This window comes from Nocardia sp. NPDC056611 (assembly GCF_042792755.1).
Classification (GTDB): Bacteria; Actinomycetota; Actinomycetes; order Mycobacteriales; family Mycobacteriaceae; genus Nocardia.
On sequence record NZ_JBHTVV010000014.1, the window covers coordinates 40,682 to 63,789 of the forward strand.

The following is a 23,108-nucleotide window of genomic DNA, read 5'->3' on the forward strand; positions in this document are numbered from 1 at the left end:
CGCACAGCCGACGCGGGGTTAGGCGAGGGGACCGATGGCGCTGTCACATCAGCAGCGGGTAGGCAGGGGTTTCGAGATCCTTGCTGAAGGGTTGGGTCCGGTGGTGGACCTGGTCATGCAGGGAGCAGCTCCGGCGGGGAAGGATTGGCTGGAGCTGCTCGGGGCCACTGTGAAGAACAGTGGCGGAATGAAGTTCTCCAAGGAGGACCCGGCAGTCCAGCTCAAGGCGATCACCGAGTACAAGCATCTGTTCCACGATCAAATAGGCCACAGCGGTTACCGATTCGCGAGCGAACTGCGGGAGACCCGCAACGCATGGGCGCACAACGAGAAGCTCAGCTACGACGACACCTATCGCGGCCTCGACACGATGGAGCGACTGCTCACGGCCGTCGGCGCCTCATCAGCCGCCGAGTCGATCCGTGAGCAGCGTGAAGAGCATCGGGTGCAGACCGAGGACAAGCGCACGCGGGATCGCGTCCGTAAGAGCGCTTCGACCACAGTCTCGGTACCGGCGGAGAAGCTCGGTAGCTGGCGCGAAGTCATGATCCCGCACGAAGACGTGCGCACCGGTCAGTACGCGCGGGCCGAGTTCGCGGCGGATCTGCATCAGGTCGCGACCGGTCAAGCCAGAAGCGACGAATACGCCGATCCGATCCAGTTCTTCCGGCGGACCTATCTGACCGACGGCCTGAAGGAGCTCCTGACCTCCACTGCACGCCGGATTGCAGGAGACGACAACGCAGACCCGGTTTTCAATCTGCAGACGAACTTTGGTGGCGGCAAGACGCACTCGATGCTCGCCATCTGGCACCTCTTTACGCCGGGACTTGCGGTCACAAAGTTCCCTCAGCCTGTTCAGGACATGCTCGGCAAGACGACGCTGGTGGAGGGAGTCCGGCGCGTAGCTATCGTCGGCAACCGCATCGAAACCGCGAAACCTTCCACCAAGGATGGGCGCCCTGGAATCAACACGCTGTGGGGTGAGCTGGCGTGGCAGCTCGGTGGGCAGGACGCCTACGACATCGTCGCCGAATCCGATAAGGCTCGCGTGCCGTCGGGTGAATCTCTGGAGCAATTGCTGCGGGCATACGCACCCGCGGTGATCCTGATCGACGAGTGGGTGGCTTACGCACGCCTACTACATGGTCGTGACGACCTTCCCGGTGGCACATTCGAGGCACAGTTCACCTTTGCTCAGACGCTGACCGATATGGCCAAGACCATCCCCGGGCTCATGCTCGTAGTCTCGATCCCGGCTTCGAGCGATCCGGCCGACAAGAATGCGCGCGCTAGCGATGCGGAGGTTGGTGGTGTCCGCGGACAGGAGACGTTGGAGCGCCTGCAGAATGTGATCGGCCGCGTGAGCAAGCACTGGCGGCCGGCCACGCCCGGTGAGGCTTTCGAGATCGTTCGGCGCAGGCTGTTCGAAGAGCCCACCGCACAGGCGATCAAGGATCGCGACTTCATTGCCAAGGCACTGGTGAAGTTCTACCGGGAACACTCGGCCGAGTTCCCGCGCGAAGTGTTCGAGCCAAGCTACGAGGACAAGATCAAGGCGGCCTATCCGATCCATCCGGAACTGTTCCAGCGCCTGTATGAGGATTGGTCGACCCTGGAGCGGTTCCAAAAGACCAGGGGCGTACTGCGTTTGATGAGCGCAGTGATCTACCGCCTGTGGCAAGCCGAAGATCCCGCCCCGCTGATCATGCCTGGCTCGTTGCCGCTCGGCGACGAATGGGTCTTGAGTGAGGTCACCCATTACCTGTCCGACTCTTGGAGGGCGGTTATCGAGGCAGATGTGGACGCGCCTTCCTCGACTCCGGAGCGAGTCGACAAGAGCCGCGCCGTGTTCGCTCAGCGTCACCTCACCCGCCGCTTGGCTCGGTCCGCGTTTCTGGCTTCTGCCGCGCGGACCGGCGCTCAGCAGAAAGGTGTTGAACGCAAACGTATTTGGCTCGGGACTGCCCTACCGGGCGACGTGGTCGGCAACTTCGCATCCGCAATCCATCTGCTGAGTGAGCAGGCGCTGTACTTCTACTCCGACGGCAACCTCTACTGGTACGACACCCAGCAGTCCATCAACCGGCTGGCTCGGGACCGAGCCGAGGACTATCGGAACCATCTAGAAGACGTTTACGTCGAGATCGTCGCCCGAATCAAGGATCGCGATTTCAAACACAAGGGATCCTTCCTCGGTATCTACCCCGCACCCGTCCGCAACGACGAGATCCTCGACTACCCAGACGTGCGGCTCGTGATTGTCCATCCGCGGCACCACTATTCGAGCCAGACCAAGGAGAACCCCGCATTCCTCTTCGCCAGCGAGACGCTTGAGAGTCGCGGCAACTCCCCTCGCGAGAACCAGAACATGCTGGTGTTCGCGGTCGCTGATCGCGAGCTGCTGGACAACCTGATGGACTCCGTCCGGGACTACCTAGCGTGGAAGACCATCGTCGAGGACGTCGAGAAAGAGGAGCTACATCTTCTGTCCGACCAGGTGGCGATGGCCAAAGATCGACGCAAGACCGCAAACGACACCGTCGGTCTGCGGCTGACGCAGGCGTACAACACCGTCTATTACCCGATCTGGGACAAGAATGCCGGCCGGATTGCGCTCCAGTCAGCGCCTGTTGACGAGGACGGGAAGCTCATTCCGGAACGGGTCGGGGCGAAGCTCGTAGATCTGGATAAGCTGCGCACCGTCATCGGTCCGCGACTCATCCTCAACGACCTGGTGAAGAACCTCGGAAAGGTCTGGGAGAGTGGCCATATCGCCTTCGGCGACCTCTGGAAATACTACTGCCGGTTCCCCTACCTGAGCCGACTTCGCAACCGCAAGGTCCTTGAGGAAGGCGTTCGCCGGGTCTTCGACGAACTCACTGGCGGTGTAGAAGGTTTCGCACTGGCGAGCGACTTCGACGCAGAGACCGGTCGGTACATCGAGCTGCGCATTCCGGGTACCGGAGAAGATTCGGGTCCGATCACTGACGGAACACTTCTCGTAGACCTGAGCCGAGCCAAGGCGCAGCGTGCAGAGGATGAGAGGAAGCTCTCGGAGCCCGAGGACGTACTCGAATCGCGTGACGATCAGAGCACACCGAGCAACCCATCGAGTGGTGGTCAGCGGACCGAAGATGGTGCTGGTGCCGAATGGCAGGGCCATGCTTCATTGACTGTTCCACAGGTCAAGAACGCTTGGTTCTCAGGAAACTTCCAGGTCGATCCGGAACGCTTTGGACGGGATCTCAGCCGGCTCAGTCAAGATTTACTCGCGCTGCTGAAGGCATCCGACGGCGTCGAACTTAATGTCTCCGTGCAGATCGAGGCGCATCGGCCGGACGGCTTTCCTGATGACACGGTGATGAAGGTAGTCGAGAACCTCGGACACCTGAAGGTTCAGGGCCAGTTCGGAGACCGCTGAGCTGGGCGGTCCACCCTCTTCTCCGCGTGTTCATGCATCAGTTGCTGCGTGAACACGCGGAGGTCACCTGTCCCCCTTCTGGGCCACCAGACTGGGGGTTGCAGTGAGAATCGTTGTCGCGAATTGAATCCCCCCGGTGAGTCCGGGCACCCTGATGTACCACGCCGCTGGATAGCCCGAGTCCCTTTTCTGCGAGTGTCACGACAGATAGGAGCATCCGCTACTGTCCGCAGGTCGACCATTCGGGAATGCCGCATCTTCCCACCAACAGCGCGATAACCCGTTCTATTGTTCTGAAACGAATCGGTTGCGGCTGTTGATGTTTCGTGGGTGAGCGATGATCTTCGGATGGATATGCGCAAGCTCTCACTGAACTTCACGCTGTTCAAGGGCCGGTTCGCCACCGAACAACTCCTCGAGTTCCTCGAACGGCTGCTGCGCCAGCACCAGGAAAAGATCGTGCTGATCCTCGACGGGCACCCGGTCCACCGCTCCAAAGCCGTCGGCGACTGGGGCACCGCCCACGCTGACCGGCTCGAACTGCACTTCCTGCCCCCTCGTACGCCCCGCACCTCAACCCGGACGAGCCGGTCAACGCCGACCTGAAACGCACTCTCACCGACCAGGTCATCACCACCCCGGACCAGATGCACGCCGCGGTCCGCTCGTTCTTCCACCGTGTCCAGAAGCTGCCGGACCGGTCCGCGGCTACTTCCAAGCCCCATACACGGTTTACGCCTCAACCATTCAGTTTCGGATCAATAAGACCGTGAACCCTTTTTCATCCGTCCTAGTACTCCAGCCGGACTTTTTGATCGGTGATGCTGCTGGTCAGCGGGCTGGACGTGGAGCGGCCACCGCGTGATCATGTCGTGTTTGTGTGTGACACAACTGAATTGGCGGCGGCCGCGGCTGCCATCGTAGACCCTGATCGGTGGCAGCGGGAGTTCGACGAGCTGACCGGGCGCGCGGGTGCACGGTTCGCGCGGGTGGAGACCCGCGCAACCGGCGCGAGGATGCTGGCCGGGCTGGTGTCCGAGCTTCCGAGCAAGAACTGCTGGACCTTGGCCGAATACGCCGGGACCGGTCCCCGGACGCGATGCAGCATCTGCTGTCGGCCGCGGTCGTCGACACCGACGGGTTGCGAGATGACTTGCGCGACTATGCATTCGAGCGTCTCGGCGACCGAGAGGCCGTCCTTGTGGTCGACGAGACCGGTGACCTCAAGAAGGGCAGCTGCACCGTAGGTACCCAGCGCCAGTATTCCGGCACGGCCGGACGTATCGAAAATTGCCAGGGCGCGCCGTATCTCACCTACGCGACCACCGTCGGGCACGCATTCATCGACCGCGCCCTGTATCTGCCCCGCGCGTGGGCCGACGATCCGGATCGGCGGGCAGCGGGCGGGGTGCCCGACGTTGCCGGGTTCGCGACCAAGCCCGCGTTGGCGAAGCGGTTGATCTTCGCCGCCCTCGACGCCGGTGTCCGGGCCGGTTGGGTAACCGGCGACGAAGTTCTACGGCGGTGATCCGAAACTGCGCACGGCGATCGAATCCCGCAGTGTTGGTATTGTTCTCGCCGTCGCCTGCAGTCACCGCATCACCACCGCCACCGGTCGCCTCCGCGCCGACGTCCTCGCCTCCGCGCTGCCGAAACGGGCGTGGCAACCACTGTCGGCTGGTCGCGGCGCGAAAGGTCCCCCGCGTCTACGACTAGGCCTGGATCGATATCGAACCCGACGACAGCAAAACCGTCGCCGGACAGCGGTGGCTGCTCATCCGACGCCACCCGCGCACCGGCGAGCTGGCGTTCTACCGCTGCTGGGCACCCCCACCGGCCAGCCTCACCCAACTGGTGAAAGTCGCCGGCCGCCACTGGTCCACGGAGGAGAATTTCCAGACCGCCAAGGTGCTCACCGGGCTCGACCAGCACCAGGTCCGCTGCTGGCGGCCCTGGCACCGCTGGACCGTCCTGGCCATGCTCGCCCACGCCTTCCTCACCACCCTCGCCGTCGGCGAGCCCACCCCGGACCCAACCAGTTCCGGCCTGATTGCGTTCACCCGCAACGAGATTCGGCACCTATTCGCCACACTCGGCCAGCAGCCAGCGCGCACAAATCAACCACCGACTGCACTGGTCACTCTGGCGTTGCCGACACCAACACCGCGCCCGCACCAGCCACTACCAGCGACTATCCGGTCAGCTCGCCTGATCAAAAATCCGGCTGGAGTACTAGTTGAGATCGGTTGTCTCCATGGGTGATTGGACCGGCGTTTCGACCCTGTGATTGGCGAAGCCCCTGGAATGTCAGGTGCTTTCCAAACCCGCTGCACCCAAGGGCTTCCCGTGCTTTCCTACCGTTCCGCGCTGCCGTTGTCACGCCGGACCGTCGGATTCGTCGCCGGGCTGATCCGATGGCATCGCCGCGCGATCAGCTCGGCCTGGCGCAAGCTCGCCCCTGTGGCCGTCAAGCCCTGCTCGTACTGGCTCACCTGCGTAAAACTGAAACCCTCGCCGATCTCGGTGCCGGGTTCGAGAACTCGACGACGACCGCGTGGCGGTATATGAACGAGACCGTCGATTTACTCGCCGAGCGCGCACCGAAGCTGCGATCAGCGTTGCGGCTGGCGATAACGGCCGGTCACGCCTATCTGATCCTGGACGGCACGCTGATCCCGATCGACCGGGTGGCCAATCCCACCGGGCCCTGCGGTCTTGTTCCTAGGGTGTGCGTCCTGATATCTTCGCCCGACCTCGTCAACCAGCGTGTCCCAGTTCTTAGGCAGCTCGCTGGCGCTCCAACAGGATTCCAGTGCTTGCCATTCCGGCATCGAATTACTTCCTACCGACCTAGCGAGCCATCCGCTCGAGAAACTCCTGCGTCTCCTGGTCGGTCGAGTAGACACACGCACCCTGCATGCCCCTGGTCAGCAGCACCTTGTACGTATTGCGGATCAGCGCGCTGAAGTTCATCGGCTCGGTGCGACGCAGCGCCGGATCATAGGAGAACTTCGGCTGCGCCACCCAGCGATCACCGCGCCAGACGAAGTCGTCACCGAAAATCACACCGGCCCAGTCATATTCGAAGCCCTGCGCGGTGTAGACACAGCCGACCTGACCGAACCCACGCTCATCGGAAGCCCAGTAGAAGGAATCCGGGACGCCCGGAACTCGCTTGTCCGGCTTCGCATTCCACGGTCGACTCCAGTCGCCGATGCGCACATCGTCCACGAGCCGCTTACCGTTCGCGTCGTTGACGGGGTCGCTCCACGGCCAGCAGTAGCCGGCCGCCATCCGGGCGGTCCCCCCATGCGTTTCGTGCTGTGTCTGCAGCCACGCCTCCAAGCCCATCGGAGAAGCAGCACTGGTCACACGGAAATCGTCGTCGACACCGGCCGTCAGTCGGCTCCAGCTGATCGGCCGCTCCACCGCCGATCCCAGCGTGCTCAGACCGAGCAGCCGCCGAACCCATGTATCGAACGCATCCGATCCCCCACAACGGAATTGACCATCCAGTCGGACGATCTCGAGCCCGCAGTCGGCAGCCTCCACCGCTGCCCGGATCTCCCGTAGCGAGCCCATCTCGCCCGGGCGCACGATCTGGTGCTCGTCGAGAAGGAACACCGGCACCCACGCGACATCGATGAGCTCGTTGATCTGCGCACGCGATCGCTCACGCAACGCCGCGCGGGTATAGCGATTCACGCTGGTCTCCCGGATCCGGTGCGCCTCATCGCAGATCAGCACATCCAACTCCCGGGGCTGCGAATCCATGTAGGAGTTGAAGAACTTGAATACCGTCCGCACTCGCGGATTCCGGCTCGCCGCCACCTTCCGCATGGTGTTGGTGAACGCACTCGAGCCAGTGGCGTGATGCACCCTGCGACCGCGCCGCGCCAGCTCGCCGAGCAGACTCAACGCGATCACGCTCTTTCCCGACCCCGGACCACCCAACACGACCACCGCGGTCTGCCGTCGCGCGGTCCGCGCCCGCTCCGCAGCCTGCAGCACCAGCTCGTAGGCCACGCGCTGCTCGTCCAGCAGCACATACTGCTCGCGCTCTTGAACCTCGCGAGCAGCCAAGTCCAGCAATGGCTTCGACGGCGCGTGCTCGAACCCGAGAAACTCGTCGGCGGCCGTACGCGCAGCATCGCGGCCGCCGTCCGTGCGCAGCAGCGAACGCAGCAGGCCGATCATGTCGCCCTTGTCGTCCATGGTGAACAAACGGCCGAAATCGTCCGGCTTGTACTGCTTCAGCGACTGGACGTCAGCCGTGCGCGCGTTGTGCAGATACGCGAAACCGTGCAACAACCCCGGCCGGTCCGCCAAGGCCGGCGTCGAATCCGTCAGATACTGGCAATAGGTGCGGACTTGCTCGACAGGATGCAGGGTCGGCTCCGGATACGCTGCGATCGAAACCAGCTCCTCGGCAACCGCTTCCGCCTTCGACCACTGCTTCAACTCGACGAGAACGAAGCTGGGCGCACCGGAACGCGGGTGCACCCCACACAACACCACATCCACCCGCTTCGGGCTGTGCGGCAGCTTGTGCTCCAGCAAGACCTCGACATCGCCGAGGCCGGCGTCGACCAGATCGGCGAGAAACACCGGCAGACTGTGCATCCAGGACCGCACCTCGCCCGTCCCGATCCGCTGCTCCCACTGATGCAACGCCTGATCGGACAACTGCTGCGCCAGCCGACCCGCAGTCGCCTCACCCAACAAAAACTCGGCACCCTGCCGAACCAGAGCCACTTGTCATCCCCACCTGAAGGCACGCGAAATCCACGTGCGGGTGGGGGCAGCGACGAAGCGCTCACTTCGGTGCCCGGCGGGCCGCGAGAATCACCATAGCCGAACCGATGAGGACTCAGCCAAACACAGGCTCTCCGAGCGAAGACAGCAGCTCGCGGCATGGCACCGTTCGGAGGTGGCGATCCACCATCGCAGCACCCTGCGCTCCTGCACCAGCTACAACCGCGGGACGCTTGGGTTCTGCTCACCCCATTGGCCGCAGCCGGTCTGATCTACATGACGGAACGCGCAGCGGCGGCCACTTCGTCGCCGACCACATCCTGGTCGACGAAGCCCAAGGACCTGCACGCCACCCTCTGGGCGCTGCCGTGCGCCCTGGGCGCCGACAGCCCCGACAACCTATTCATCGCGAGGACTCCCCCCAGCGCATCTGCGGCCAGCCGGTGGTCCCAAGCGGATGGGAATCCAGATCGTCGGCCGCGCCGAACGCCTCACCGTGAACTACCGCACCACCGCCGAGAACCTTGACTTCGCCGTCAAGATCCTCCAGGGCGGCCAATACCAGGTGTCCGAGCGTGGCTCGGCGCCAAGGTGGAACCCTCCACCATCGCCATCCTCACCCGCGGTCGGAACGAACGCACCTGCTGGACTGGGTAGGGGCCGGGCGTATCCGTACTATGGATACGCCCGGCGCCCGAATATCCGAGAGTGGCTCAGCCTCGCCAGATCTCGCTGGCAAGGAAGCTGTCCCACTGGTCGCCGGAGAACACCAGTGCGGGACCATGCGGGTCCTTCGAGTCGCGAACCCCGACCGAGTCGGCCGACAGATGGGCGATCTCGACGCAATCCCCGTTGGGCTGGCTGCGTGTGCTCTTGAACCACCGGGCGCTGGAAAGGTCTGCGGTCACGCCGTGCACTCCTTCGCAATCTGGCGCACCAACTGCTTGGTGTCATCCTCGGTCAACGCTACTCGTTGAATATCGTTGATCGCCCGACGATGTCGGTCGATCATGTCCATGCGCTCCAGATACAGCCCGCCCTCGAACCCCTCGACATACACGATGGGTGGCTCGATCAGACGATTCGCGAGGGGTGGAAATTCCAGCAAGGTGAACGACTGGGCGATCAAGCCGAGGTGACTTCCTGCATTCAAGGGCACTATCCGGATCGACACGTTGGAGCGGGATTCCGCCAGCTCCAGGATGTGACTCAACTGATCCACCATGACGACCGGACCTCCCGGCGTGTGCCGGAGCACCCCCTCCGACAGCAGGACCTCGACGCGGAAGTTCTTATCCGCCAAGCGAACCTGCCGGTGCGAAGCCAATTCCAATCGCCGCTCGATATCGACCTCAGGATGATTCGGGTAAGCGATTTGGCTAACCGCCCGCCGATATTCGGGCGTTTGCAGCATTCCGGGCAGCAACACCATCTGATGCGTGGTCAACCGCGAAGCGACCGCTTCGAGTCTCAGATAGTGATCGAAGTGCGGCGCGTACTGATCGGCATATGCCTGCCACCAACCTTTAGTTGTACCAGCAAGTTTCGCCGCATATGCTTGGTCCTTGACCTCCTGCCACAGGGCCAGCATCTCATCACGCTCACCGCCCTCGGTCGGCACGCCGTACAGCTCAAGCAGGTCCCGAATCTGCCCGGTGCACAGTTTCACCTTCTGCCCGTCCTCGATTCGACCGATGCTCTGCGGCGAGAGATCGACATGTAGCCCCGCCGCCAGCTGACTCTTCTTCGCCTGCTCCCGGTAGCTGCGAAGCAGGCGACCGAGGGCCCTTCTGGGAAGGGATGATCCAACCATTTCGTTTGCCTCGCTATCTGGGTTACTCCATCCAGGAATGCCCTGTCTGGATTACTAGCGAATTCGAATACAAAACTCTGTGGATGATCCCAATTCTATTGCCGCAGGTGTCTACTGAACTCACGATCACGAAAAGCCGAGGGGAGCAACCAATGACCACCCACCTGCCGCCCAAAGATCTGCTCCTGCATGCCTGCGCCGGAACCATCACCCAGCCTCACCCACTCCTGCAGGCCGCCTACGAACTGGCCAGTCTCCACGAAGCCCGCCACTCCGCCACCCCGGCGGATCTCCCCGAAATCGACTGCACCCGAGACCGATTGATCCACGACATCGACCTCTGGACCGCCCGCGAACTCCCCCGCCCCTTTGCCGCCGCCACCCTGCACACCGAAACCCTCGGCATGGTCATCGACCGCCTCGCCCGCTTCTCGGTCGCCGCCCGCACCGCCCTCGCCGACCCCACGACCGGCCTCTACTCCCACCACGCCTGGACCCGCCTGGCCGAAATCTCCCTTGCCTACGCCGACCTCACCCATGACCTGACCGCCCGCACCCGCCGCATCCCCCACTCCGTCACCACCCGGCCGGACAACCTCCCCCACCGCTGAATCCGACTACCCACCAGCGGATCTCACCGACTGCCACCGGCCCGATCGATTCCCCGAAAGAGGCGCACGATGACCGCACTCTGGCTCCCCTTCCTCCTCGGCCTGACCACCGGCATCACCCTCACCTGCCTGCTCCCCCTGATCAGCCACCCCACCCACCCACCGACCACCGACGGCTGGACCGTCGCCGACATCACTTCCCGCCTCGAACGCGAACGCGACGAGACCCGCCGAGACTCGGCATCTGCTCAAAAACCCCTCAGCAGATACCACGCAGCTGCCTCAGCCAAGCCCACATCATCGCGGCCGATGAGACTGCGGGCCTGAATCAACGCCAGCTACGGGCATCGAACCTGAACATAGCCAACGGTATTAGGTCTTCCAGGTCGCGCTGAGCACTACCAATCCGGGGCCTTGATCGAGCCGCGCTCGTAATAGTCGTCGTCGAACTCTTCCTCCAGCTTGCGCTGCCGTTCCATGCGCTCGGCTTCCCAGCGCGCCGAGTTCGCCTTCGTGTAGGTCGAAACCGCTTCGAAGGTTGGATCGGCTCGCAGTTCCCGCAGTGCTTCATCGACCTTGGGGCGCTTGTCTTCTATCGCCGCCTGATACGCGGCCATGATGATGGCTTCCTCGTTCACTGTCACCGAGAGCAGACGATCTTCGGCGTCGACGATCACGCGGACACCCTGTACGGCACCTACGCCACGTATCTGTTCGAGAGCGTGTTGAGCACGCTGCACCTTGAGGCCCAGTTCGTCGGATTCGTTGCGTGGAGAGAACATTCACGAATCCTTACGGGCGCTTGATCTCGGTCGGTAGGGGAGCAGCCGTGCTTTCGGCTGCCTTGGGAAAACATGGAGAGCTGGCGGTAACGCTCAACGAATGGTCTTGTGCGGGAGCGTATTGAAGGACGAGTGCATAGCCGTCGGGAGTGTGCACCGGAGCCCAGCGCGAGTCGGCGTCCTGTTGAAGGGCCCAGCCTCGCGCGGTCCATGCGTTCCGGATGAGGTCGAAATATTGGGCGTTCTGGCCCGCCGGAACACCGACGACCCAATAGCTGAGCTGGAGTACTTCCGATCCGTTGCCATGGTCGTCGCAGGGGACGGTGAGGCTGGGCGTGTGCATGTTTCCGAGGTACTGATTGTCCGACGCGATCGAATAGCCCACGCTCGGCGGGAGTCCTTGGAGGGATTCGAGGAGGTAGGCGTTGAGCCGATCGCGGGCCTTCGACTCGGTGAGAGATGAATCCACCTTGGTTCCTCCGCTGTTTCCCGTGTCGATGATCCTCGGTGCGTCATGGTTGTCTCCGCGGTCCTTCGCGCATCCGCTCAACAGGGCCGCTGCGGTGAGCAGCGCGATACCGAGCTCCGAAACCCTCCTGTGCCGCCTGATAATCATTTGATTTTCACAGCCTCATTTCCGTTGCCCGCGATGATGTCGCCCATGCCACGCAAGGATTTGGAGTCCGGTAGCCAATACTCGCTGTGCGTGTTTCCGTCATATCCCAACGCGCCCTGATGATCTGAGGGGAATGACTGAGCGCCGTACCTGTTCCAGGTGGGATCGACACCGAAGTCGTCCATATTGGCATGACGCGCGAGCCATCGGAGCGGTGAGACTTCTTGCTTTTGGGCGTACAACGCTACTGGATCAGCGTCCGATTTGGTGGCGAAGACATGTTTGGGTGTTTCCGAGCTGGGTACGCCGGTCAGACTGAGATCGCTGGCATGCTGAACCGTGGTCCCCGGACTGGCCACGAGTACAACGGCGTCGGCATTCAGCGTTCGTCCATGACTGGCGGAGTCGCCGACCAGCGTCGTGCCGTAGCTGTGGCCAAGCACTGTGTTGTACGACGGCTGACCCTCGTGGGAGGCCCGAAGCCCGTCTTGGAACCGATCCAGGGCGGGTGCTCCCTTGTCCGCATAGGACACATGCGTTGCATTCAGCAGCTCTGGCGGTGCGTCGTAGCCGAACCATGCGACCACTGAGGTGTCCGGCGCACCGCTTTTCTGGGCTTGCTGTCTCATCGCGTCGACCCGCGGCATATCGCCGTTGATTGTATTGGTGCCGTTCATCGCCGAGGGGCGCGAAGTGGTCCCCGGTACGTAGGTACACACGTTGCTGGCGGTATCGGGATTGCCGGCCGCGATTGCCGCGTGCGGGATGCTGCCCGATTGAGTATCCATCAGCATCAGATACCGGTCGGATCCGTTGAGCGCGGTGGCGATGCCCTGCAAGTCGGCAAGTTTGTCTTTGAGTGCTGGATCGCCATTCTGGGCGCGGGTCAGTTCGTCGTCGAGTTTCTCGCGGTTGTAGTGGTCGCGGTCCACTGTAGGCAGCCCATCGCGGTTACCTATGTAGTTGTCCTTTTCGTACAACGCGTCCTTCTCTGCCGGCGTCAGGCTCTCCCAGAGGTCGTGCAGTTTCCTTGGGTCACTTGGCAGTTCAGAGTTGCCGTCCAGAATGTCCTGCACGCTGGAACTGATTGGCGCGCCGTCCGGCTTGGTCTCATAGCCCCCAAGTAGTTGCAGGTCGGCAGAGATCGCTGTTTTCGCCGATATTTCCGACATGCCGAACTGAAACAGGAGTGCCTTGATCCGGGACTGGAATCCTGATGCTTGACCGTCGAGGGTCTGTTGAAGCAGCGCAGCGGTCCCCGTCAGCGGATGATCGGGGTCGGAGGGAACCTTCGGCGCGGTCACGTTGCCGTCATCGTCCACGGTCATCCCTGCGGCAGGGAGTTCGGTATCCAGAATCTTCAGCAACGAGGTCCGGGTGTCACCCAGTTGAGCGCCGTAGGTGTTGTAGTGGTCGGCGATGCCGACGATGGTGGTCGCGAGGTGGTTTCCGTGCAGCTTGTGAGCTACTGCACGCTCGGACGCGGCCGCCGCGCCGGCGCCCTTCCAGTGATTCATGGCGTTGTCGACCGATTGCTCCATCTGGTCGACCATCGAAACGAACACATCGTTCTGCTTCACCAGATCTGTGGCGTAGTCGAGCATCGACTGTGGGTCGCATCCACGAACGTGACCGATCGTGGTCAATTCACGCCCTCACCGCGGCCGTACTTGTCCAACTGGTCGGCGTTGGACTTGTCCATGTCCTCGTAACTGCCAGACGCCGACTTGGCGCGGTCCGCCAAGATCTGGATCTGGCCACGGATCAACCCGTACGCCTTCAATACCGCGTCGCCGACCTGCGTCGAGACCGCCTCGATTGGGGATCCCGGCATATTCACGGCCTTGGTCAGGGTGATCTTGCCGATATCCTCCGCCTGCCCGCCGAGCTCGTTCGCCAGCCCGTGCAGCGTAGATAGGTCAACGTCGAGAATGTCAGTCACCGCTGGACCCCCTGAATCAGTTCGCGGTACGAACGTTCTCGGGGACCCTAGCATGATCATCCGACCAGTCTGTTCAAAGACCAATGGGCCGAGGACAACCCCGCAGCGGCAACCTCACGTGAGGCTGCTCGAGGCTGACCAGCGCGGCCGAGGTCTCCGATGGGATCGAGGCGATGAAGCGGGAGTCGGAGAACATCTACAATTTCCGGCCCTGACCGACCTGATCAGCCGTCCCCTCGGTCGCCACCGGGCGATGCTTGTAGAGGGCGCCCGAATCGCACTGACAAACTGTGCCAATTTGCCCGAATCCGGTTAGCCACAGTTCTTCTGACCGAATTATTCCAGTTCCCCCACACGCATACTTACCAGTCGGTTATAGCGGATTTGCCGTCCTGCCCGCAGGCGCGCAACGTGATTGACACTCACCGGTGCCGTCCGATTTCATTGACTGTGCGGGCCGCATAGTGCCGCACAAAGATTGCGCCTCGCACGAGGTGTCACGTCAGGGGAATGTCGATGTCATATACGGCAGAGATCAGTCGCACCAATCCAACCTGCTTCGTCTTCCTGGTGGATCAGTCCACCTCGATGAACGACCTGATCGGTGGCGAGGTGCCACAGAAGAAGTCGGATGTCGTTGCGGACGCGATCAACCGGCTGCTGACCGAGCTATCGGTCAAGTGTGCCAAGGAAGAAGGCGTGCGGGACTACTTCCACGTCGCGATCGTGGGGTACGGCGCCGCTGTCGGCTCAGCCTTCTCCGGCGCGCTGACCGGTCGCGACCTGGTACCACTCAGCGAGGTCGCCGACAACCCCGCACGGGTGGAGGAACGAACCAAGAAGGTTCCGGACGGCGCAGGAGGTTTGGTCGAGACGACCGTCCACTTCCCCCTCTGGATGCATCCGGTCGCCGGCGGCGGAACGCCGATGACCCGCGCGCTCAGGTATGCGGAGTCCTTGGTCAGAGGATGGGTCGAGCGCTATCCCGGAGGGTTCCCGCCGATCGTGATCAATCTGACCGATGGCGAATCCACGGACGGCGCCCCCACCGAAGCCGCCACCGCCATCACCTCCCAGGCCACCGCCGATGGCGCGGTGCTGCTGTTCAACTTGCACGTCTCGGCCAGTGGCGGCACCCCGGTCGTCTTCCCCAGCTCCGATGCAGGACTGCCTGATACCTACGCTCAGACGTTGTTCGCCATGTCGAGCGTGCTTCCGAGTCACATGCGGTCCTACGCCGCGGCTCAGGGCCAGCAAATCGGCGACACCACACGTGGTTTCGTCTACAACGCGGATATCACCTCGGTCGTCCAGTTCCTGGACATCGGTACGCGCGCAACCGAACTGCGGTGACCACTCCCGGGCTTTTCGTTACGCGCCTGCTCGCGGCGAAACAGGGCAATTCGATGAGCGAGTGTGAGGACGCCGTTTACGTCCTGCCGCCAACGCCGTTCGATGAGCTGATCGACGGTGCGGTGACGGCGAGCATATGCGACGGCGCGACCGAGAGCGTCCTCGCCAAGGATTGGGCGCAGCTGCTGGCGTCGATTTCGGCGACGAGAGCCCACGCTGATCCAGAATTCTTCGAAACAGGGAGGGTTTTCGAGGAATTCGCGAAAGAGGTCGTGAACCACTGGGGCCCTTGGGTCGATGAATACGAGAGCCTTCGTGCGGCACAGGGCCGCCCGCTCAAGTGGTACGAACAGCAAAAACTGTCCGGCAGTACCTTCGCGACCCTCCTGAGCGTTCGTGTCACCCCGATCCACCTACCGGATCGTCATTCAGCCCAGCAACCCCCGTCGGCCGAGTGGCGGTGGCAGGCTGCGGCGCTCGGAGACTCCTGCTTGTTCCACATCCGTGACGACGTGCCTGTTCAGTCCTTTCCAGTCGAGCAGGTCGAAGAATTCGGAACGACCCCCGACCTGTTCGGCAGCCGGAACCATGACTCGGGACTCCTCACAGCTCGGACCCGATTCGCCGAAGGGCTATGCCGACCGGGCGACAGACTGCTACTCATGTCCGACGCATTGGCGGCGTGGTTCATGACCGCTGACGACTGTGCCGCCGCGACACGCGAGCTTCTGGAATACAGCGGCCCACACGATGCCGCCGAGTTCTCCGCATGGCTGGGGGGGCTACGCGCTCGACGAGAACTGCGGAATGACGACGTCGCGTTGATCAGAATCGACGTCGAGGGGAGATAGCAGGGATGGTGACGGAAACGGCTCGCCACTTTCCCACGGCCGGGAATTACCAAGAGGCGCTTCAGAATCCGAGCGTGTGCTTCACGCATGCCGAGCTACGGGAATCGGTTCCCGATTTGACGAAGCTTCGCCAGCCCAGGGCGATCTCCGGAGCATTCGCCAGCGTATTCCCATTGACCCACACCGCGACCGGGCGCAGATACGCCATCAAGTGCTTCACCCGTGACGTCCCCGACCAGCAAGCCCGCTATCGGGCCATCAGCGAGAAGCTGTCGGCGTTGCCGGCCGCCGAGCTCTCCCAGCCCTGGAAGATCGGGTTCGAGTATCTGCCAGACGCCGTGCTGGTCGGGACTGCGCGGTACCCGATACTGAAAATGGAATGGGCGCAGGGCATCACGCTATCGGCCTGGCTCGATGCGCACCACGACGACCGCCGTAAGGTGGACCGGCTCACCGAGCGGTTCGCGCAGCTGATTCTCGATCTCGAGGCCCACGGTATCGCTCACGGCGACCTGCAACACGGCAATCTTCTTGTCGCTGACGATGAAACGCTGCGCCTGCTGGATTACGACGGCATGTTCGTACCGGACCTGGCGGGGTTCGCTGGCACCGAAAGAGGCCATCGCAACTATCAGTCACCACGCCGCGGGGACGATGACTTCGGCACCGAGATGGACCGATTCTCCGCGTGGCTCATCTATTCCGCGCTGAAGGCCGTCGCGATCGACCCAAGCCTGTGGCGACAGTTACACGAAACGCACGGTGAATACCTGCTGCTCAACGAGGACGACCTCAAACACCCGGAAGGGTCATCCAGGTTCCCGACTCTGCTATCGCACTCGAACCTCGAAATACAACAACTGGCCGAACACGTCCGGATACTGGCCTACCAACCACTGGCAGCACTACCGGCTCTGGCCCCGAACCCCGTGGCGGTGGTCCCGGCACCGACAGCTCCCACCACGTCCGCGAGTAGCGGCGCACTACCAGCATGGATGACCACAGGACACCTGGAACACGCCGCCACGTCGGTAAGCCCCCAACAAGGCACGCTGGACGAGCCCATCGGATTCGCTGGTCGGCGCGTAGTCGATGTCCTGGCCATGACCTTCCTTGTCATTGCGATCGCGGTCGGAGCCTTCACCGTTCCCCTCGCGCCTGTACTGGTCGTCCTGGCTTCCATCGGCGTATGGGTGGCCCGCCGCACCCGCGTTGAAACGATCGCGCATCGGAGCCGTCTGCGTGATCTCGACGTGCGACGCGGCGCGGTCGCCGACACTGCCGGGGCCGCCGACGCGTTACAGCGCGACACCTTGGAGCTCGATCGATCCGAGCAGCGGCGATCGTCGGACCAGGCCGGCCTGCGCAGTCAGTTGAAGCAGCGACACGACCAGGAACTCGCCGACATCGAACGCCGGAAGATCACGCGAGCCACCGATCTGGATCGCCAAATCCTGGCTCTGGAGCAGCGACTGCGGGAGGCGCTCCGGGCCGCGCTGGAGCAGGAGCGGAGCGAAATCATCCAGCGCGAGCTGGCCAGGTTCACTCTGGCGAGCGCGTCGATCTCCGGCATCGGAAAGACGCTCACCGGCGAGCTGGCGAACAACGGGATAAGAACAGCAGCCGATTTCACGGGAATCCGCGTGAACCCAAGTACAACCGGCTACAGCTCCACATCGACATCGATCATCCTCGCCAGCGGTCGCGCAGTGCACGTCCGGGGAATCGGTGAGGCCAAGGGCAAATCCCTCCTGCAATGGCGGGATGGCTTGAAGACGAGAGCGCAGGCACGGTGCAATATCAGCGCTCCCACCCAGGGGTCGGCCATCACCTCGCGGTTCGCCGCCGATCGCCGGCAGCTCGAGGGCCAACGCCGCAGCATCGACACTGACGCCCGCACTCAGCGCGACCAAGCCAAACAACGGCTCGAAGCCGACCAGATCAGGCTCAGCGAGGATGCCGCGAAGGCTGCCGCGGCGGCCGTGCGACAGCGCCAGGAATTCGCCCGCCGCAGGCTCGAGATCCAGAACGCACCACAAGAACTGGCGATCATCGACGCACGCATCGCGGAGGTTCGTCGCCACCGACACGTAACGTCTCACCGGCGCTACCTGAAATTCGTCCTGGTAGGCCGATAGCGACGCCGGAAGTTCGACCACAACCGCTAACCGTCGTAAGGGGACACGATGCTGCGCCGCGCTGAGAACGTCGGTGTCACACACCGGCAGGGACTGTTCACCAACAAGGGCCCGATGACCTTGCACGTCGGTCGTCAGTCCTACGTCATGATCCCTAAATTGCCGGTGGAGCAGTACCGGCAGATGCTCGCGTCCTCTGCCGGCCTACCGGTGCTGTTCGGCACAGTCGGGGCCCGCGCGTACTGGCTTTTCGAAGGAAAGTGGTTCTGGGACAACGATGGGCTGACCGCGGACGAGGTTTACGCCGTGCTCGTCACGCGTGGCCAACGCCGCCAGGCGCAGATAGACCGGGCGCAATCAATGGTCGCTATGCAGCAGGCCCCCGTCCCCAGCGTGCGCGGCGCGATCCCGGATGACGTCAAGCAACTGGTCTGGACCAGAGACCACGGATGCTGCCGACAATGCGGAGCGAATATCGAGCTGCAGTTCGACCATGTCATCCCGGTATCTATGGGAGGTGCGTCCACCCCGGAGAACCTCCAGATCCTCTGCGGACCGTGCAACCGGAGGAAGGGAGCCTCGATCATCTGAGGCACGTCTGCCCGCACCTGCGACACAGCCGATCGGATGCAACGTATTCGCCGAGACCCAGCAAGACGTCGTCAAGATCGGGACCGTCTACCACGCCAAGGGCATGGACTTCGGCGATTGCTTCACCTCACCGATGCACCGAAACAGCTGCCGGGGCAACTCACCGATACCGAACGCGATCGCACGGAATTGGCTGCGCGACAGCGCAGAGTGGCGCTGATACGTGCTCGCGACTACATCCGGAACGGCTTCATGCAGGGCTGACGGCAGAGCATTACATCGCCCAGCATGGCCGGGTTAGTCCAGGGGCATGTGGTATTCGACCTGGATGTCGGGGAATTGGACGCCGTGGCGGCGGAGGTTGTCGAGGAGTTGGCGGGTGAAGCGACGGGGTGGGCGGTAGTGGGTGCTGTGGTCGGAGATGAGGTTGAGGCGGCCGGAGGTGGCGGAGAGTTCGCCGGCGGCGGCTACTGGGGCACCGGCCAGGAAGCTGGAGTGGTGGAATTGGCCGAGGATGTGGTGGGGGGAAGAGTAGAGGTTGCCTTGGGCGTCCATGACGAAGATGGCTCGGCCGCCCTGGGGGGTCCAGAGGGTTCGGGACGTGGTGGTGTCGAAGGGGGCGCCTTGGGCGTCGTACAGGAGGCCGTTGGTGATGGTCAGCTTGTAGGGCGTGCGATCGGCGGGGGTGAGGTAGCGGACGTGAGTACCGTTCCAGCGGGTGTTTCCTGGGAGGTGCTCGCCTATGAACTCGGGGCGGAGTGGGGTTGTTTCGTAAGGCACGGGAGCTGAGGGGGTCGACAGGACGGTCACTTTGGAGGGGTCGAGGGATGAGGACGACAGGATCTCCCGGACTATCGCGGCGGCGTTGGGGTTGTTCTCGCGCGCTACCAGAGCGGTCGCGTTTCGGTCGCGCCAGCCGGGCCAGATGAAGCCCACTTCGGTGCCGGACTTCAGGCGGAGGAGCAGTACCTCGCGGTTGTAGCCGGCGGGCTTTCGGAACATCTTTCCGACGATGGGCTGGATGTCGATCCAGGACAGGTCGATTCGGGCGATGGGGTCGAGGTGGACGAACTCTGACCACCTTTCGAGTGGGATCTCCCGGTAAGAGCGGTCGGGCCATGGGCGCATGGAGTCGAGGTCGGCGACTACGCGGGTGAGGAAGTGGCGTTTTTCTGCTTCGGTGAATGGGGCGTGGACGACTGGGTCGAGGGCCGTGTTGGAGTCGAGGGCCGTGGTGAGGGCTTGGTGTTCTTCCTCGACGGTAAGGTCCCAGAGGGGTTGGTGGACAAGCCATTCTGCAGTACGACGCGCCTCCGTGTCGCCGAGGGCATGGGCGAACTGGCTGCGGTACAGGACGGCGGTGACGACAGCCCGCCATGGCTCGGTCATGTCGAATCCTCTCGTGCTACTTCGGGGCCCGGAGGTCGATCTGGGAGGGATCGATTCGGAGGCCTTCGCTGCGGAGTTGGTCTATGACCTGGGTCGAGAACTTTTGGGCGGGGCGGTAGTGGCCGCTGGAGTCGGTGAGGAAGCGGAGTTCGCCGTTGGCTACCTCGATTTCGCCGGCGCCGGCTACGGGGGCGCCGGACAGGAAGCTGGAGTGGTGGAACTCGCCGGGGGCGTGGTACTTCGAGGCGTAGAGGGCGCCATTCTCGTCCATGACGAAGATTGCCCTTCCGTCATTGACGTGGGTGGCTGAGGTGGTGGTGTCGAAGAGGTTGCCGCTGGCGTCATAGAGCTTGCCATCGCGGATGGTGAGCTGGAAACTCTGGCGTTCCTCGGGGGTGAGGTAGCGGACGGATTGGCCTGGCCAGATTGAGTTTCCGGGGAGACTCTCGCCCTTGTAGAGGGGATTCATGGGGGTGGTTTTCAGTTTGGGGACCGAGCCGGTGCGGCGGCCGAAGACCGCCAATCGGGCCGACGCCTCCTGAACCCACTTGGCAACCTTGGCGGCGAGTGCACGGACGCGGTCGGCGAGATAACCGACCAGGTTGGCGGATTCCCGTGCCTTGGTGGCCAATCCCGCGATGATCGAGGCGATGCGGGCCGCCTTCACCGCTATGCGAGCCGCCCAGGCGGAGTTGCCGATGTACTCGGACAGGCCCGCGGTGACGGGGGCCAGGAGGGCGAGGCCGAGTTCTACCGCGGCGGTTTCGAGGCCGAGGTCCTTCAGTTCCTCCAGGATTTGGTGGTGGGCCTCGTCGAGGTGGTGGGCGTAGTCGCCGCAGGCGGTCGCGAGGGCGGTGCTGATCGAGGCGAGGTCGGTCAGGTCGGATTGGCGGGCTTGGGCGGCTTCGATGGCGGCGGGGATTTCCTCGGACTGCTGGTTGGCGAGGAGGTCGATGGCCTTCGGGATCGTGTCAGCCAGGGTGTGGAAGTTGGTGGCCGTGGTGGACCAGGCGGACTGGGCGGCAAGGAGTTCGGACTGGCGGCCGTTGGGCCACATGGCACCTACGGCGTCCTTGATGATCGACCAGCCGAAGGGTTCGGGGATGCCGTCGCCGGCCGCGGAGGGAGCCTCGTCGGGGAGGCAGGATGGCGGGGTCAGGGCGGGTGGTGGAGGGGGTTCCACCTCGTTGTGGTCGGCTGCGGACTCCCCTGCTTGGTGGTTGTAGGCACCGACCACGATCAGGTCTCGGACTTGCGCTGCGGCGGCTGCCAGTTGGGCTGAGGCGTGCAGAGCCGAGTTCGCGGCTCGGTCGTATGCGGCGGACCATTCTTGGCCGATGGTGTCGCTGCCGGCCATGCCGATGTTCGCGCGGAGGACGCCGAGCAGGCCGGAGTGGGTTTCGATCGCGTCGGAGTTGAGGGTGCCGAAAACCTCTCCGGCGGAGCTGTATTCGCCTGCTCGGCAGACGATCAGCGGAACCGTGGGTGGCGGGCTCATGGCCACATGGACGCGTTGGTGGATCCCACCGTTCCGTAGGCGGTGTGGGCTGCGGAGAGCTTGTCGCGCAGGGCGCGCAGGGCCTCGCGCAGGATGGCGGCCGCGGCGACGCGGTCGTCGTGGGCGGCGCGGTGGGCGGTGGCGGCCTCGCCGGACCAGTCCACGTGGAGGTCGGCGACGCACTTCTCGATCGCGGTTATCCGGGCCTCGATCGAGGACTCCAGTTTGGTTGTGCCGTCAATCAGTTGTTGCAGACCGCCGAGGTCGACCCGATAGTCCGCCACTAGACCACCTCGGGCAGATCGAGACCTGAACAGGTCTGGGTGATCGCCTGGGCTCGGTGGTGGTCGGTTCGAGTGTGTTCCGCGGCGACCTGGCGGAGCAGACTCGCGTCGGTGGCGAAGGAGGCGAGAATCCGGTGGGCGCCGGATTCCCAATCGGTCCACGGGGTCTCGTGTGAGGCCGCGGCGTCACCTTGCCAGTCGCCGCCCAGGAACGAGCGGACCAGCCGCATGTGTGCGGTCAGGTCGTCCACGAGGTCCTGGGCCGCGCGGTCCAGCCAATCCGCGGCCGCGCGCATCGCGACCGGGTCGATCTTCAGTATCCCCACCATCCGCACGAAGGTAGTGACGGAAGAGCTTGGTGGAGGGTGAGATTCGAACTTCGCGCACTCGGGGTGTGGCTAGCCCGCGTGCATCCACTCGGAGGTGAAGCGGGGACGCGGACGGTGGTAGGAGAGAATCGAGGTGGGGGTGATGTGGCGGCGGATGATGACCTCGAGGGCCTGGGGGAAGGTGGGGGCCACGAGGTCGAGGGCGAGGACGCCGTCGGAGACGATTCGGCCGTCGTCGAGCATGAGGAGGAAGGTGGTGCCGGCGGTGTTGGCGGCCAAGGGGGTCATGCGGTGGCCCAGGGCTCGTTCGAATTCGGCGTAGCGGTCGTACATGCCGTTGGCTACGTCGATCGGGTCGAAGAATAGGGGGTCCGTGGACCAGAGGGCGCCGGGGAGATCCGGGGGCTGGAGGGTCAGATTGCCGAAGCCCTGGAGGATGCTCGCAGCGGGACGGGAGACGTGGAAGCCCTCGGCTTCCAGTTGGTCGGTCCAGTCGGTGATGTCGATACGACGGGAAGGGGTCCAGCCCGCTGCGGTGAGGGCTCGGGTCGTCACTGGATTCGGCCAAAAGTAGCGCATAGTGAATATTCGGCGCTGGAAGTTCTTGGGCACGTATCGATTTGATCGAGAAACGCCAAAGGCCCCCAGCAGATGCTGGGGGCCTTCGCGAATGATGTTCCGGCGGTGTCCTACTCTCCCACACCCTGTCGAGTGCAGTACCATCGGCGCAGG

20 protein-coding genes and 3 pseudogenes are annotated in these 23,108 nt (G+C 63.4%); 11 read left to right on the top strand and 12 right to left on the bottom strand.

Going from position 1 to position 23,108, the window contains the following annotated elements; genetic code table 11:
• Positions 1–34 precede the first annotated feature (34 nt).
• The 4 genes and pseudogenes from ACFRAQ_RS36540 to ACFRAQ_RS36555 form a co-directional block, all read left to right on the top strand.
• A complete protein-coding gene (locus ACFRAQ_RS36540) occupies positions 35–3,424 on the top strand; it encodes a DUF499 domain-containing protein (protein ID WP_379107682.1) in 3,390 nt (1,129 codons plus the stop codon).
• A 348-nt stretch (positions 3,425–3,772) separates the two neighbouring features.
• Positions 3,773–4,030 (top strand): transposase, encoded by a 258-nt coding sequence (locus tag ACFRAQ_RS36545; protein ID WP_379107683.1) that lies wholly within the window; start codon positions 3,773–3,775, stop codon positions 4,028–4,030.
• Positions 4,031–4,440: 410 nt separating this feature from the next.
• A pseudogene (locus ACFRAQ_RS36550) lies at positions 4,441–5,636 on the top strand (IS701 family transposase).
• Positions 5,637–5,770: 134 nt separating this feature from the next.
• Positions 5,771–6,117: pseudogene (locus tag ACFRAQ_RS36555) on the top strand (transposase family protein); the annotation flags it as partial.
• 157 nt (positions 6,118–6,274) lie between these two features.
• Here the strand turns inward: ACFRAQ_RS36555 and ACFRAQ_RS36560 are convergent.
• On the bottom strand, positions 6,275–8,179 hold the full coding sequence (locus ACFRAQ_RS36560; protein WP_379107684.1) for a DNA/RNA helicase domain-containing protein: 1,905 nt from the start codon (positions 8,177–8,179) through the stop codon (positions 6,275–6,277).
• A 287-nt stretch (positions 8,180–8,466) separates the two neighbouring features.
• Here ACFRAQ_RS36560 and ACFRAQ_RS36565 point away from each other — a divergent pair.
• Positions 8,467–8,759: pseudogene (locus ACFRAQ_RS36565) on the top strand (DNA helicase UvrD); the annotation flags it as partial.
• Positions 8,760–8,892: 133 nt separating this feature from the next.
• Here the strand turns inward: ACFRAQ_RS36565 and ACFRAQ_RS36570 are convergent.
• Together ACFRAQ_RS36570 and ACFRAQ_RS36575 are read right to left on the bottom strand one after the other, a co-directional pair.
• Positions 8,893–9,087 carry a DUF397 domain-containing protein gene (locus ACFRAQ_RS36570; RefSeq protein WP_379107686.1) on the bottom strand — a complete coding sequence of 65 codons (195 nt, stop codon included), beginning with the start codon at positions 9,085–9,087 and terminating at the stop codon, positions 8,893–8,895.
• Entirely contained in the window at positions 9,084–9,992 is a 909-nt protein-coding gene (locus ACFRAQ_RS36575; protein WP_379107688.1) for a helix-turn-helix domain-containing protein, read from the bottom strand. Before ACFRAQ_RS36575 ends, ACFRAQ_RS36570 begins: the two co-directional genes overlap by 4 nt.
• Positions 9,993–10,144: 152 nt before the next feature.
• Here ACFRAQ_RS36575 and ACFRAQ_RS36580 point away from each other — a divergent pair, with 152 nt between their 5' ends.
• Positions 10,145–10,603 carry a DUF4254 domain-containing protein gene (locus ACFRAQ_RS36580; RefSeq protein WP_379107690.1) on the top strand — a complete coding sequence of 153 codons (459 nt, stop codon included), beginning with the start codon at positions 10,145–10,147 and terminating at the stop codon, positions 10,601–10,603.
• A 69-nt stretch (positions 10,604–10,672) separates the two neighbouring features.
• The gene (locus ACFRAQ_RS36585) at positions 10,673–10,930 is read left to right on the top strand and encodes a hypothetical protein (protein WP_379107692.1); all 258 of its coding nucleotides are present in this window, start codon (positions 10,673–10,675) and stop codon (positions 10,928–10,930) included.
• 71 nt (positions 10,931–11,001) lie between these two features.
• On the opposite strand, the gene ACFRAQ_RS36590 is transcribed toward ACFRAQ_RS36585, so the two are convergent.
• The 4 genes from ACFRAQ_RS36590 to ACFRAQ_RS36605 are packed head-to-tail and all read right to left on the bottom strand — an operon-like array spanning position 11,002 to position 13,943.
• Positions 11,002–11,385 carry a YbaB/EbfC family nucleoid-associated protein gene (locus ACFRAQ_RS36590; RefSeq protein WP_379107694.1) on the bottom strand — a complete coding sequence of 128 codons (384 nt, stop codon included), beginning with the start codon at positions 11,383–11,385 and terminating at the stop codon, positions 11,002–11,004.
• 10 nt (positions 11,386–11,395) lie between these two features.
• A complete protein-coding gene (locus ACFRAQ_RS36595) occupies positions 11,396–12,001 on the bottom strand; it encodes a hypothetical protein (RefSeq protein WP_379107696.1) in 606 nt (201 codons plus the stop codon).
• The gene (locus ACFRAQ_RS36600) at positions 11,998–13,605 is read right to left on the bottom strand and encodes an alpha/beta hydrolase (RefSeq protein WP_379107697.1); all 1,608 of its coding nucleotides are present in this window, start codon (positions 13,603–13,605) and stop codon (positions 11,998–12,000) included. Before ACFRAQ_RS36600 ends, ACFRAQ_RS36595 begins: the two co-directional genes overlap by 4 nt.
• Before the next feature lie 38 nt (positions 13,606–13,643).
• Positions 13,644–13,943, bottom strand: a complete 300-nt coding sequence (locus ACFRAQ_RS36605; RefSeq protein WP_379107698.1) for a hypothetical protein — start codon at positions 13,941–13,943, stop codon at positions 13,644–13,646.
• 588 nt (positions 13,944–14,531) lie between these two features.
• Here ACFRAQ_RS36605 and ACFRAQ_RS36610 point away from each other — a divergent pair.
• The 4 genes from ACFRAQ_RS36610 to ACFRAQ_RS36625 are packed head-to-tail and all read left to right on the top strand — an operon-like array spanning position 14,532 to position 18,876.
• A complete protein-coding gene (locus ACFRAQ_RS36610) occupies positions 14,532–15,296 on the top strand; it encodes a VWA domain-containing protein (RefSeq protein ID WP_379107700.1) in 765 nt (254 codons plus the stop codon).
• Positions 15,293–16,147: a hypothetical protein gene (locus ACFRAQ_RS36615; RefSeq protein WP_379107702.1), complete on the top strand. Its 855-nt coding sequence runs from the start codon at positions 15,293–15,295 to the stop codon at positions 16,145–16,147. Before ACFRAQ_RS36610 ends, ACFRAQ_RS36615 begins: the two co-directional genes overlap by 4 nt.
• 5 nt (positions 16,148–16,152) lie before the next feature.
• Positions 16,153–18,285 carry an AarF/UbiB family protein gene (locus ACFRAQ_RS36620; protein WP_379107704.1) on the top strand — a complete coding sequence of 711 codons (2,133 nt, stop codon included), beginning with the start codon at positions 16,153–16,155 and terminating at the stop codon, positions 18,283–18,285.
• A 48-nt stretch (positions 18,286–18,333) separates the two neighbouring features.
• Complete coding sequence (locus tag ACFRAQ_RS36625; RefSeq protein WP_379107706.1) at positions 18,334–18,876, top strand: HNH endonuclease; 543 nt, start codon at positions 18,334–18,336, stop codon at positions 18,874–18,876.
• 297 nt (positions 18,877–19,173) lie between these two features.
• Here the strand turns inward: ACFRAQ_RS36625 and ACFRAQ_RS36630 are convergent, their stop codons facing one another.
• The 5 genes from ACFRAQ_RS36630 to ACFRAQ_RS36650 form a co-directional block, all read right to left on the bottom strand.
• Complete coding sequence (locus tag ACFRAQ_RS36630) at positions 19,174–20,265, bottom strand: hypothetical protein (protein WP_379107708.1); 1,092 nt, start codon at positions 20,263–20,265, stop codon at positions 19,174–19,176.
• 16 nt (positions 20,266–20,281) lie between these two features.
• On the bottom strand, positions 20,282–21,763 hold the full coding sequence (locus ACFRAQ_RS36635) for a hypothetical protein (RefSeq protein WP_379107710.1): 1,482 nt from the start codon (positions 21,761–21,763) through the stop codon (positions 20,282–20,284).
• On the bottom strand, positions 21,760–22,047 hold the full coding sequence (locus tag ACFRAQ_RS36640; protein ID WP_379107711.1) for a WXG100 family type VII secretion target: 288 nt from the start codon (positions 22,045–22,047) through the stop codon (positions 21,760–21,762). Before ACFRAQ_RS36640 ends, ACFRAQ_RS36635 begins: the two co-directional genes overlap by 4 nt.
• The gene (locus ACFRAQ_RS36645) at positions 22,047–22,376 is read right to left on the bottom strand and encodes a WXG100 family type VII secretion target (RefSeq protein ID WP_379107712.1); all 330 of its coding nucleotides are present in this window, start codon (positions 22,374–22,376) and stop codon (positions 22,047–22,049) included. Before ACFRAQ_RS36645 ends, ACFRAQ_RS36640 begins: the two co-directional genes overlap by 1 nt.
• A 69-nt stretch (positions 22,377–22,445) precedes the next feature.
• On the bottom strand, positions 22,446–22,931 hold the full coding sequence (locus ACFRAQ_RS36650) for an SUKH-3 domain-containing protein (protein WP_379107713.1): 486 nt from the start codon (positions 22,929–22,931) through the stop codon (positions 22,446–22,448).
• Positions 22,932–23,108: the final 177 nt, after the last annotated feature.

Bases quoted from the DNA above. Each gene is read 5' to 3' on its own strand.
- ACFRAQ_RS36540 (WP_379107682.1), top strand. From the start codon at position 35: ATGGCGCTGTCACATCAGCAGCGGGTAGGCAGGGGTTTCGAGATCCTT.
- ACFRAQ_RS36545 (WP_379107683.1), top strand. From the start codon at position 3,773: ATGGATATGCGCAAGCTCTCACTGAACTTCACGCTGTTCAAGGGCCGG.
- ACFRAQ_RS36575 (WP_379107688.1), bottom strand. From the start codon at position 9,992: ATGGTTGGATCATCCCTTCCCAGAAGGGCCCTCGGTCGCCTGCTTCGC.
- ACFRAQ_RS36580 (WP_379107690.1), top strand. From the start codon at position 10,145: ATGACCACCCACCTGCCGCCCAAAGATCTGCTCCTGCATGCCTGCGCC.
- ACFRAQ_RS36585 (WP_379107692.1), top strand. From the start codon at position 10,673: ATGACCGCACTCTGGCTCCCCTTCCTCCTCGGCCTGACCACCGGCATC.
- ACFRAQ_RS36590 (WP_379107694.1), bottom strand. From the start codon at position 11,385: ATGTTCTCTCCACGCAACGAATCCGACGAACTGGGCCTCAAGGTGCAG.
- ACFRAQ_RS36595 (WP_379107696.1), bottom strand. From the start codon at position 12,001: ATGATTATCAGGCGGCACAGGAGGGTTTCGGAGCTCGGTATCGCGCTG.
- ACFRAQ_RS36600 (WP_379107697.1), bottom strand. From the start codon at position 13,605: ATGCTCGACTACGCCACAGATCTGGTGAAGCAGAACGATGTGTTCGTT.
- ACFRAQ_RS36610 (WP_379107700.1), top strand. From the start codon at position 14,532: ATGAACGACCTGATCGGTGGCGAGGTGCCACAGAAGAAGTCGGATGTC.
- ACFRAQ_RS36620 (WP_379107704.1), top strand. From the start codon at position 16,153: ATGGTGACGGAAACGGCTCGCCACTTTCCCACGGCCGGGAATTACCAA.
- ACFRAQ_RS36625 (WP_379107706.1), top strand. From the start codon at position 18,334: ATGCTGCGCCGCGCTGAGAACGTCGGTGTCACACACCGGCAGGGACTG.
- ACFRAQ_RS36630 (WP_379107708.1), bottom strand. From the start codon at position 20,265: ATGACCGAGCCATGGCGGGCTGTCGTCACCGCCGTCCTGTACCGCAGC.
- ACFRAQ_RS36635 (WP_379107710.1), bottom strand. From the start codon at position 21,763: ATGAGCCCGCCACCCACGGTTCCGCTGATCGTCTGCCGAGCAGGCGAA.
- ACFRAQ_RS36645 (WP_379107712.1), bottom strand. From the start codon at position 22,376: ATGGTGGGGATACTGAAGATCGACCCGGTCGCGATGCGCGCGGCCGCG.